At 66.7% G+C, this 10,106-nt stretch carries 9 protein-coding genes and 3 pseudogenes; 2 read left to right on the forward strand and 10 right to left on the reverse strand.

Annotation, left to right across the window (positions count from 1 at the left end):
• Nucleotides 1-320: 320 nt before the first annotated feature.
• From ACIBBH_RS41780 to ACIBBH_RS41790, 3 genes and pseudogenes are all read right to left on the reverse strand, one after another.
• Nucleotides 321-884 carry a class I SAM-dependent methyltransferase gene (locus ACIBBH_RS41780; RefSeq protein WP_399414155.1) on the reverse strand — a complete coding sequence of 188 codons (564 nt, stop codon included), beginning with the start codon at nt 882-884 and terminating at the stop codon, nt 321-323.
• A 472-nt stretch (nt 885-1,356) separates the two neighbouring features.
• Nucleotides 1,357-1,598, reverse strand: a pseudogene (locus tag ACIBBH_RS41785) (transposase); the annotation flags it as partial.
• A gap of 75 nt (nt 1,599-1,673) precedes the next feature.
• Nucleotides 1,674-2,436 (reverse strand): annotated as a pseudogene (locus tag ACIBBH_RS41790) (IS5 family transposase).
• 137 nt (nt 2,437-2,573) lie between these two features.
• On the opposite strand from ACIBBH_RS41790, the gene ACIBBH_RS41795 reads away from it, so the two are divergent.
• Together ACIBBH_RS41795 and ACIBBH_RS41800 are read left to right on the forward strand one after the other, a co-directional pair.
• Entirely contained in the window at nt 2,574-3,107 is a 534-nt protein-coding gene (locus ACIBBH_RS41795; protein WP_399414139.1) for a hypothetical protein, read from the forward strand.
• 234 nt (nt 3,108-3,341) lie between these two features.
• A complete protein-coding gene (locus tag ACIBBH_RS41800) occupies nt 3,342-4,103 on the forward strand; it encodes a hypothetical protein (RefSeq protein ID WP_399414141.1) in 762 nt (253 codons plus the stop codon).
• A gap of 78 nt (nt 4,104-4,181) precedes the next feature.
• On the opposite strand, the gene ACIBBH_RS41805 is transcribed toward ACIBBH_RS41800, so the two are convergent.
• From ACIBBH_RS41805 to ACIBBH_RS41835, 7 genes and pseudogenes are all read right to left on the reverse strand, one after another.
• Entirely contained in the window at nt 4,182-4,496 is a 315-nt protein-coding gene (locus ACIBBH_RS41805; RefSeq protein ID WP_399414143.1) for an antibiotic biosynthesis monooxygenase family protein, read from the reverse strand.
• Between the two features lie 83 nt (nt 4,497-4,579).
• Nucleotides 4,580-5,824 (reverse strand): MFS transporter, encoded by a 1,245-nt coding sequence (locus tag ACIBBH_RS41810; RefSeq protein ID WP_399414145.1) that lies wholly within the window; start codon nt 5,822-5,824, stop codon nt 4,580-4,582.
• A 10-nt stretch (nt 5,825-5,834) separates the two neighbouring features.
• The gene (tal, locus tag ACIBBH_RS41815; protein WP_399414147.1) at nt 5,835-6,962 is read right to left on the reverse strand and encodes a transaldolase; all 1,128 of its coding nucleotides are present in this window, start codon (nt 6,960-6,962) and stop codon (nt 5,835-5,837) included.
• Nucleotides 6,963-6,983: 21 nt separating this feature from the next.
• Nucleotides 6,984-7,817 carry a mycofactocin-coupled SDR family oxidoreductase gene (locus ACIBBH_RS41820; protein WP_399414149.1) on the reverse strand — a complete coding sequence of 278 codons (834 nt, stop codon included), beginning with the start codon at nt 7,815-7,817 and terminating at the stop codon, nt 6,984-6,986.
• A 73-nt stretch (nt 7,818-7,890) separates the two neighbouring features.
• Nucleotides 7,891-8,592, reverse strand: coding sequence for a ribulose-phosphate 3-epimerase (rpe, locus tag ACIBBH_RS41825; RefSeq protein WP_399414151.1), 702 nt, complete (start codon nt 8,590-8,592; stop codon nt 7,891-7,893).
• Nucleotides 8,589-9,254 (reverse strand): HAD family hydrolase, encoded by a 666-nt coding sequence (locus ACIBBH_RS41830; protein ID WP_399414153.1) that lies wholly within the window; start codon nt 9,252-9,254, stop codon nt 8,589-8,591. Before ACIBBH_RS41830 ends, rpe begins: the two co-directional genes overlap by 4 nt.
• Nucleotides 9,255-9,704: 450 nt before the next feature.
• Nucleotides 9,705-10,012, reverse strand: a pseudogene (locus tag ACIBBH_RS41835) (transposase); the annotation flags it as partial.
• Nucleotides 10,013-10,106 lie beyond the last annotated feature (94 nt).

Here is a 10,106-nt window from a genome sequence, read left to right on the forward strand (position 1 = left end):
CTCGCCGCGTCGCTTAGCAACCCGATACCCAAGAGGCGTGAGCATCTCCTTGTGGCCACTGAAGCGATGCAAATCAGGTGAAAACGACCTCTTAGACACCGCAGACCATCACCAACACCACACCACCGTTATCACGAACCCAGAACAACCGCAGGCCAGACGCCCGTCATCACCTCCCCCAACACCCCGGAAACGCCCGCTTCTTCATGAGAAGACACCCAACATCCCAGCTCAGACCACCCCCACCACACGAACTACAACCCCGAAATCACACCTTGCCTTGACCGGACGCCGGTCCTGATCCTATCTCCCCGGAAATATCAGAGAGTCAGGGCGTAACAAACGTGCTGCGCATCCAAAATCCATTCCTTTACGGAACTCCACCCGAAGCGCAATTCTTCGACTTCTTCGACCGATACCCCGATGTCACTCCGAGCGGGCGGAAGTTTATCGGAATGCGGGGTCATCACATAGAAAACCCCTCCCGGCGAAAGGTGGGATTTCACGCTTCGCAGGAATTTTCCCTTCCCCTGAATAAATGCATAGCTGAGCCGACATGAGATCAAATCATGTCGCGGGAATGCCGCCCACGAATCGGCTTCAGCGTTCCAGCAGCGGAAGGAGAGACTAGCGGTCGACCCGTAGCGGGCGACGGCCGTAGAAATAGCCGCCTCCGAGTAGTCCGCGCCCGTCACTAAATAGCCCTGATCGCGCAGGAAGGACGCGAATCCGCCCGTGCCGCAACCGATATCCAGCGCCGAACGCCCTTCACCCGGACCGACGTTCAAGTCAAAGGCCCCCCCTTCTTCGCGGGTCACGGGCCTAAAGTCGCGGCCGGCGGCATAGTGCGCGTTCCATTCGTCCACAGCGACGACCGTGCGCATGATCACGCCCCCAACTCTGCGACGGCGGTGGCCACCACGTCCCGCGCGGCCCGCCGCACGGCGGCCGGGTACCCGAGCCGGTCCGCCGCCTGATCGAAGGAGAGTGCCGGCGACGTTGCCATGAGCGCGCGGATCCGCTCACCCCGGAGTTCGGCCAACACCCGCTGCGCCGTGGCCGGCGCGACCCCCAGCGCTCCGCGGACGTCGGCAATGGTACCGCTGGCGCCGCGTCAAGGAGAGCGGCGACCCGGGCGCGAAGTTCCCCGCGAGGAACGGCGTTCGCCCGCCCCTTCGGCCGGCCGGTCGCACTCCCCTTACCAGGCCGGCCGTCACGGAAGGCGAGCACGGCATGGCGCGGACAGTGCTCCACCCCGTGGACGTCGACCACGTGACCCGACAGGCGCGGATCCGTCTTGTATCCTCGGCTGTTCTGTCTCCGGTAAGGGCGCCCGCTCAGGCGTCGCCGGTGAGGAATCTGGCAGTCCTCGGTGCGGCCGGCGGTTTCGGAATACTGGCGCTGCGCCCCGGCCGAGGTGATGCCTTTCTTGATGAAGCCGGTGTCGTCGATGACGAGCACCCCGCCATCCTCGCCAAGGCGTTTGGCGACGTACAACTGCACGTCGTCGGCGTCCCAGGTCGCCCGTTCAAGAGCCGCTGGAGACCGTCGGGCGAGCGGTGCCCGGCGAACTCGGCCAGCTGCCAGCCGTTCTTGCGGTAAGGAAAGGGGGGTGATCCCCACTGGACGCCGACACCTCGTGCGCACGAGAGAGTTGCTGCTTAGGCGTCATCTCACGTGGTGAGTCTGACGAGTTTCTTGTAGCAGATCACGGTGGCTGCGAGGCTGAGGAAGGCCGCGAAGTGTCGGCTCTTGCGTTCGTAGCGCACGGTCAGGCGCCGGTAGTTGAACAGCCAGGAGATGCTGCGTTCAACCTTCCACCGGTAGCGACCCAGGCGTTCGCTGGACTCGATGCCGCGTCGCGCGATCTTGGGTGTGATGTTCCGGTCCCGTAGCCAGCGGCGGAGCTCAGGTTGTCATAGCCTTTGTCCGCACGGAGCTTGGCGGGTCTGCGGCGTCGGGGCCCGCGACGGGAGCGGACAGCGGGGATGGCCTTGACCAGCGGCTTGAGAGCGAGACTGTCATGGGTGTTGGCGGCGGACCGCGGTGACCAGCGGCAACCCTTCGGTGTCGGTCAGGACATGGAGCTTGGAGCCGGGTTTGCCCCGGTCGACCGGATTCGGTCCGACGAGCTCGCCCCCCTTTTCGCCCGAACCGAGGCGGAGTCGACCAGTGCAGCGGACCAGCCGACGGCCCCGGCGGCGCCCAGCCGGTTGAGGACTGCGGCGTGCAGGCGCGGCCACAGGCCGGCCCTCGTCCAGGCGGTGAACCGGCGGTGGGCGGTGGCCGGACTCACGCCGAAGCAGGGTGGCAGCCGCCGCCAGGCGCACGAGGTGGTCAGTGCGTACACAATCGCGGTGAACACCTTCCGATCCGCCACCGGCGCCGTCCCACCACCCTGCCGTCGGGCCGGAACGGCGGTATGAGCGGCTCCACAGCCCATCCGGGACGAGGTCCCGCTCAAGCTCCACAGCCATAGCAGACGATCATGCCCGAAAAGGTGCCTGAGCTGGGTCGGCGGCTGCAGTCGCGCCCGCATCACGGCCCCGTCATGACGGCGCGATGATGGCTGCATGTTCTATGAGGACCTCAGCCCCTACACCTACTGGGACGAAGGCGATGAGTTCAGCGACCTCACCGACGGTATGCGTTTCGTCAGCTTCCAGCCGACCTACGTACGCCTCAATATCGGCTGGCTGGCAGCCGGCCACCGCTGGATGAACGGTCCGGCTTCCGAGGATTTCACCGACAGGCTCCTGGCCATCCTCGACGCCCAGCAGGTCAACGCCATGCTGGGCCTGCACGAGTGCGACCTCTGCCCCGCATCACTGCCAGACTCACACCCCTGGTACACACCACGGCCGGGACACCTGCGCGCGAGCGCCGGAACCGGTGAGATCCGCGTTCCCGGCACCCTCGGCACCGCCTTCGCAGCCCCGCATCTCATCGGCCACTACGTCGCCGACCACGGCTACCTGCCGCCCCAGCCATTCATCGACGCGGTCCTCGCCTTCGACCCGTACGGCCCCTGGGCGGCGAGCTTTCCGGGGATCAGATTCCCCTGGATCCCCGACGACGCGGTACTCCGCTATCTCGGCGACGAGTGACTCCCCCATCTCGACATCCAGCCGAAGCGGAGCATCACCACGTGAGACCACCTCTTACGGCAATGAGTATTCATGCCGATGTCGGGGACTGGCTTTATCGAGCAGTAGTGACGTCACCTGTCGATGAGTTTGGGAGGCACCCCTTTCCACGGATGGGTGATGTCGACGAGTTCGGGAGGCACCAGGGTTCTTGCCAGGGCAGCATCGGGATGCTCCTGGTGAAAAGTGCTGGTCATGCCGCGGATGTCGAAGGTCGAGCTGTACGCGGCGATCCGGCGTGACCACCGTGGTGGCATGTCGATGCGGGAGCTTGAGCGCAAGCACGGCGTGACGTGGCGGACGGTGCGGAAGGCGTTGGACTCGTCCTGGCCGGAGCCGCGCAAGAAGCTGCCGCCGCGGGCGACCGGACTGGACCGCTACAAGCCGGTGATCGACGAGATCCTGCGGGCGGACCTGGACGCGCCGTGCAAGCAGCGGCACACGGTCACCCGGATCTTCCACCGGCTGGTCGAGGAACACGGCGCCGACGTCTCCTACGGGATGGTCCGCTACTACGTCGCGGCCCGGAAGCCCGAGATCCTGGTCGAGTCGGGCAAGGCGCCGCTGGAGGCATTCGTCCCGCAGACCCACCAGCCCGGTCATGAGGCGGAGGTCGACTTCGGGGACGTGACGATCCGCCTCGCCGGCGAGCTGGTGACCTGCTACCTGTTCTCCTTCCGCCTGTCGTATTCGGGCAAGGCCGTCCACCGCGTGTTCGCCTCGGCCGGCCAGGAAGCCTTCTTTGAAGGCCACGTTCACGCGCTGCGGACGCTGGACGGGGTCCCAAGGAGCAAGATCCGTTATGACAACCTCAAGGCCGCCGTCGCCCGCGTGCTCGGCCTGAGCGGTCAAGGGCGGAAGCTGACGAGCAATGCTCAGGACTTGTGGATCAGCTCCTTTGCAGGACGCGCGAAGGGCGTACCTTCCCGAGTGAGTGATCGTCAAGCCACCGAGTAGGCCCGCGCTGCGAACGCAGGTCGGGAAGGCACGCCCTCGGCGGATGCTGGCCGCCGACCTGGAGGCGGAGGTGATGCCTCATTCCCCCGTGGAGGGCGTCCCTACCGGGTCGGCCGCGAAATGCCGCAGTTCCGGCGCCTTGGCGAAGAAGTGCTCGATGGCCTCGGCGAAACGGGGCGCCTGCTCGCTCTTGGGGAACATCTCCACGTGGTGCTCGAGGGAAGCCCAGCCGACCCGCAGGAGATACGCGCCGGGCGTCTCGACGTCGCGGTGCAGCTTGACCGAGGTGCAGCCCTCGGCCGACTCGAGGATGGGAGCGGCCGTGAGCAGCGCCTGCTCGAACTCCTCCTCGCACCCAGGGGTGATGTATAGGTAGGCGTTCTCGTAAATCATCGGGTGTCCTGCCTTCACGTGGGGTCTGATGAAGTCGCCGGTCCGGTTCGGCCGGACCGGCCGGGGTGTTCCTCCGGGTGGGGTCAGCGCACCTTTCTGATCCGGGTGACGGTGAGGAGGGCCAACAGGCCGACGACCATGGTGAACAGGTAGAGGGCGGTGTAGTTGTGGCCGCGACCGACGGCGAGGAGTAGGGGGGCGAGTGCGGGACCGATGGACTGGGGCAGGACGTCGGCGCTGTTGATGACACCGAGGTCCTTGCCCACGTCCTCGGAGCTGGGCAGGACCTCGGTCGCCAGGGCCATGTCGACGGCGAAGTAGCAGCCGGAGCCGACCCCGAGCAGGGTCTGTGCGAGGTAGACGGCGGGCAGGGTGTCCGCGACGGCCAGCAGGGCGAGGCCTGCCGCGAGCAGGACCGCAGCCGTGGTGACGAAGATCTTGCGGCGGCGCACACGGTCGGAGAGCCATCCGCCCAGGGCCGCCGTCACGGCGCTGAGCGTGTAGTTGAGCGTCGTGAGCAGGGCGACGGTGGTGGCGACCGTGCCGCCGGACAGGTCGATGTGGTCCGTGAGGTAGTAGGCGAGGTAGGGCACGGGAGCCACAGAGGCGAAGTACGTCAGGAACCGGGTCAGCCACACCCAGCCGAAGTCCGGATGACTGCGCGGATCGGTCCAGAAACTTCCGGCGAACTCACGTAGGGAGAAGGGACGTTGCCGCTCAGGTGCACGGGTGTCCCGCAAGGGCAGCGCGAACAGGACGATGCAGCCGACGGCGACGGCCGCCGGTAAGAGGAAACCGGCCGGCCCGGCCGAGAAGAGCGCGGCGGCGCCCATCCCGAGGGGGACGGCCAGGCGCTGGCTGAAACCCATGACCCCGGACACCATGCCTCGTTGGTGCAAGGGGACCTGCTCGGGCACGGTAGCCGCGAGTGCGGCGATGGAGGCGTTGAAACTCGCCTGCGCCAGGCACCAGCCCGCGGTGATGGCCGCCACCGACGGTACGAGAGCGACGACGGCGAGACCTGCGCCACCACCGAGGACGCCGACGACCAGCCAGGGCCGGCGACGGCCCCAGGCGGCGGTGGTGCGGTCCGACAGCCGTCCGGCCAGCGGGTTGGCGAACAGGGCGACGAGCGCGCCGAGAGCCGCGGCGACGGCCAGGCTGCTCTCCTTGTGCTCGGGATCGACATGCTCGATGCGCAGGGCGAGGGTCACCAGAGCCACGGACAGGACGGCGCTGTACAGGCCCAGGTAGGCCAGTCCGAGCCGGACCACGAAGGCACGCGACACTCGTGGCCCGGCTTCGGCGGGGGGAGTCAGGGACGTCATGGAACGGTGTTCACCGGGTTTTCGTCGCACGGCGGAAGCGGTCGAGGGAGGCGCCGACGCTGTCGAGGAGTGATTCCCACGCCTCTTCGAACGCCCTGACACCCTGCTCCTCCAGGCGCTGGACGATCTCGTCGTGATCGACGCCCAGGTCGTGCAGCGCGGACAGCACCCGGGTGGCCTCGTCGTAGTTGCTGCGTACGGTCTCCGGCTGGATGTCGCCGTGGTCGGCGACGGCACCGAGGGTCTCGGGAGGCAGGGTGTTGACCGTGCCCGGTGTGACCAGCCCGCTCACGTACAGGGTGTCCGGATAGGCGGGGTTCTTCGTGCTGGTGGACGTCCACAGCATGCGCTGGGTACGGGCACCGGCCGCCTGCAGGGCCTGCCAGCGCGGCGAACGGGTGATGTCCTCGTACGCCCGGTGGGCGAGCCGCGCGGTGGCGAGCCCGGCCCGGCCACGCAGCTCCAGCGCCTCAGGGCTGCCGATCTTCTCCAGGCGGCGGTCCACCTCGGTGTCCATCCGGGAGACGAAGAAGGACGCCACGGATTCGATGGTGGAGATGTCCCGGCCGTTGTGCAGCGCTGCTTCCAGGCCGGCCTGGTAAGCATCCGCCACGGCCCGGTAGCGTTCCACGGAGAAGATGAGGGTGACGTTGACGCTGATGCCCTCGGCGATCGCCGCGCTGATGGCGGGCAGCCCCGCGGGAGTGGCGGGGATCTTGATGAGCAGGTTGGGGCGGTCGACCATCCACCACAAGTGCCGTGCCTCCGCCAGCGTCGCCTCGGTTTGGCGGGCGAAGCGAGGGTCGACCTCGAGCGAGATGCGCCCGTCCTGCCCGTTGGTGCGCTGGTGGACGGGGAGCAGGAGGTCGGCGGCGGCGCGCACGTCGGCGGTCGCCAGTGCGCGGACGGCTTCTTCGGCGGTGGCGCCCCGCAGCCAGAGGTCACGCAGGTCCGCGTCGTAGGCGGATCCGCCGCCGGCGATCGCCTTGTGAAAGATGGACGGGTTGGTGGTGACACCGACGACTTCTTGTTCGCGTATGGCGGCAGCCAGGCTGCCGGTGGTGAGGCTCTCGCGGCTCAGGTGATCGAGCCAGACGGACACGCCGGCCTCACTGAGCTGCCGTAACGGTCCTGCCATGGGGAGTGACTCCTTGGTGTGTCAGGCCTTGATCGCGGCGCCGGCGTCCACGGGCAGGGTCGCGCCGGTGACGTAGCGGGCCTCGTCGGAAGCCAGCCACAGCACCGCGTTGCTGATGTCCGCGGACTCCACCCAGGGCACCGGCATGAGGCTCAGTTCTGTGGCGGCCCGGGCGAACTCCTCACGGGAGGGGCTTTCCACGTCGGGCAGCAGCAGACGACGTCCGGTGGGGTTCTGCACCATGTCGGTGTCCACGTTCCCCGGGTGAATGCTGTTGACCCTGATGAAGTAGGGCGCCAGTTCGTTCGCGAGGGACCTCATCAGCCCCACCAGTCCGTGCTTGGACGCCGCGTAGTGCGACATGTTCGGCCGGCCGAGGGTACCGGCGACGGAGTTCGTGAAGATGATCGAGCCGCCGCGTCCGGCGTCGATCATGTGGGGAACCGTGGCGCGGATGGTGTGCCACGCTCCGGTGAGGTTGACGTCGATCATGTCGTGCCACTGCTTCTCGCTCAGTTCCCAGGAACGCCCCAGTGAACCGATGCCGGCGTTGGCACACACCACGTCGATGTGGCCGAACTCGGCCAGGCCCGCGGCCACCATCGCCTCCACCTGGTCGAGCCGGCGGACGTCGGCACCGACGGTGAGTATCTTGCCGCCCTCCTTCTCCACCAGGCGGCGCGTCTCCTCCAGGTCCTTGGAGGTCGCCAAGGTGTAGTGCGTGCTGCCGATCTCCTCGCAGATGTCGGAGGCGATGATGTGCGCGCCTTCCTGCGCCAGCCGGATGGCGTGCGAACGGCCCTGGCCGCGCGCCGCACCGGTGATCAGAACGACCTTGCCGTCCACGCGTCCCATGTGTGTGTTTTCCTCTCCATGTCCATACCGGATCCGGAAACGGCGGTTGCGCTCCCTGCGGTGCAGCCGCCTGTCACGAGGCGCGCGCGCTGACCGTACGCGACGCGTCGGCACGCTGGCGCAGTGCGCGCACCGCGGCGCCCGGGTCGGTCCTCGCGTAGACCGCCGACCCGGCCACGAACGAGTCCGCGCCCGCTTCGGCACACCGTTCGATCGTGCTTTCGTTGATTCCTCCGTCGACCTGCAGCCACAGGGGGATGTCCCGACCGCCGAAACGGCGGAGCTGGTCGATGAGCCGGCGCGCCTGGCGGACCTTGTCAAGCGTGAAGTCCAGGAACCGCTGGCTGCCGAACCCGGGCTCGACCGTCATGATGAGCAGGGTGTCGGCTTCCGCGAGCAGTCCTTCGTACGGCTGCAGGGGAGTGGCCGGATTGAGGGCCAGCCCTGCCTGCGCTCCGGCGGCGCGTATGGACCTGAGCGTACGCACCGGGGAATGCGTGGCCTCGGCGTGGATCGTGACGCTCCCCGCACCCGCTTCGGCGTAATCAGGCGCCCACCGGTCAGGGGCCTCCACACCCAAGTGGATGTCGAGCGGTATCCGCACCTTCTTCACGAGGGATTCCACAACGGGTAAGCCCACCGTAAGGTTGGGTACGAAGTGGTTGTCCATGACGTCCACGTGCAGCAGGTCCGCGTCATTGGCCACCGCCTCCGCCTCGTCGGCGAGCCGGGTGAAATCAGCCGCCAGGATGCTGGGTGAGATGCGAATGCTCATACGTTTTTCCCGCCGATGCTGAGAGTGATGCCGCCGGGCTGCACAGAGAAATCGATGGCGCCGACGCCGTCGGCGATGACGTGGGCGTTGCTCAGGGCGCTCACACCGTGCCGGAATCGCACGGCGACCGCAGTCATGCCGGCTTCCCGTGCGGCGGTGACACCGATAGGGGAATCATCGATCCCGACTACCGAGTCGGGCTCGAACCCGAGCTTTCGGGCGCCGAGCAGAAAACCTTCCGGATGCGGTTTCGGGTGGACCACGTGATCAGCGCTCACGATCACCTCGGGCACGGGCAGTCCGGCGCTGAGCAGGCGCGCCTGTGCCACTTCGGTGTCGTTGGAAGTGACGATTCCCCAGCGCTCGACGGGCAGCGCAGCCAGCACGTCCGCGGCGCCGGGAAGGGCGACGACCTTCGCGACCCTGGCTCGCTCGGCCAGTCGCACCTTTTCCACCTGCTCCTCCGTCTCCCGTTGCGACAGATGCGGCAGCAACGTCCGGATGATATCCGCGCGCTTCTGTCCATAAAATGGAGCGAGGTCGAATACGTCACCGAGCCCCACGGACTCGGCCCATTCGTTCCAGCAGTCCTCCGCGTCCGGGTAGGAGTCGATCAGCGTGCCATCGAGGTCGAAAAGGACAGCGTTGCGCAGTAAAGCCATGTACTCGCCTTCCGGGCACGATCTTTTCGGCTGAAATAATCACACTACAGGCCCGAACTGGCGCTATCTGAACGTGGCGACCATGTATCGGCCGCACAGAAATCCGCCCAAACGCCGGTATCACCTGCGGTGATAACCTACCGTGAAATATTGTGTCCTTTTTGCCCGTTTTGGAATGGCGGTAAACAGACTTTCTTCAAGGGGTGATCACCTCTCGAACCCGCGACCACCCGGCTCAAACCACGCTTCTGTGTCACCAGGAGACGCCCTATTCGGCTTCCGCGTGGGAGGCAACTTTGCTTGAGGCGATTCGGGGCGGATTCCCGGATTCAGCTTTGTCTTTGTCGACGACCCCGGCCCGGCTCGTGCCGGAAGCGCCTGGAAGGGAAATCCGGGGAATCGAAGGGAGGTTCCTCCGCTGGACGCAGAGTAGCCCGTGGGTTCCTGGTGTTCGCTGGATTCGATGCCCTTGCGAGCGATCCGCACGCCGATGCGCTTGCCGCGTAACCATTTCCGCAGGTGAGGCACGTCGTACGCCTTGTCCGCATGGAGACGCTGGGGCTTGAAGTGACGGCCTCGGTGGGGGGCGTGTCTCGTTTGGTGCCGACCACCATCGGCTTCAGGCCCTCGCTGTCGTGGACATTGGCCGCGGAGATGCCGACGAGGAGGGGCAGTCCGTTCGCGTCCGACAGGACGTGCATCTTGGAACCCGGCTTGCCCCGGTCCACGGGGCTCGGGCCTGTGTGTTCGCCCCCTTTTTAGACGTCGTTTCTGATGGTGTGATCGCTCGTTGAGCCGTGCATGACGGATCTGGTGGAGCGGTTGGTGCCGGACGAGTTGTGGACGCTGTTT

Source organism: Streptomyces sp. NPDC051636, from assembly GCF_044453765.1.
In the GTDB taxonomy this organism is placed as follows: Bacteria; Actinomycetota; Actinomycetes; order Streptomycetales; family Streptomycetaceae; genus Streptomyces.

What these genes read in the sequence shown, in the direction of transcription:
- ACIBBH_RS41780 (WP_399414155.1), bottom strand. Translation starts at nt 884, where the DNA reads ATGCGCACGGTCGTCGCTGTGGACGAATGGAACGCGCACTATGCCGCC.
- ACIBBH_RS41795 (WP_399414139.1), top strand. Translation starts at nt 2,574, where the DNA reads ATGTTCTATGAGGACCTCAGCCCCTACACCTACTGGGACGAAGGCGAT.
- ACIBBH_RS41800 (WP_399414141.1), top strand. Translation starts at nt 3,342, where the DNA reads ATGCCGCGGATGTCGAAGGTCGAGCTGTACGCGGCGATCCGGCGTGAC.
- ACIBBH_RS41805 (WP_399414143.1), bottom strand. Translation starts at nt 4,496, where the DNA reads ATGATTTACGAGAACGCCTACCTATACATCACCCCTGGGTGCGAGGAG.
- ACIBBH_RS41810 (WP_399414145.1), bottom strand. Translation starts at nt 5,824, where the DNA reads ATGACGTCCCTGACTCCCCCCGCCGAAGCCGGGCCACGAGTGTCGCGT.
- tal (WP_399414147.1), bottom strand. Translation starts at nt 6,962, where the DNA reads ATGGCAGGACCGTTACGGCAGCTCAGTGAGGCCGGCGTGTCCGTCTGG.
- ACIBBH_RS41820 (WP_399414149.1), bottom strand. Translation starts at nt 7,817, where the DNA reads ATGGGACGCGTGGACGGCAAGGTCGTTCTGATCACCGGTGCGGCGCGC.
- rpe (WP_399414151.1), bottom strand. Translation starts at nt 8,592, where the DNA reads ATGAGCATTCGCATCTCACCCAGCATCCTGGCGGCTGATTTCACCCGG.
- ACIBBH_RS41830 (WP_399414153.1), bottom strand. Translation starts at nt 9,254, where the DNA reads ATGGCTTTACTGCGCAACGCTGTCCTTTTCGACCTCGATGGCACGCTG.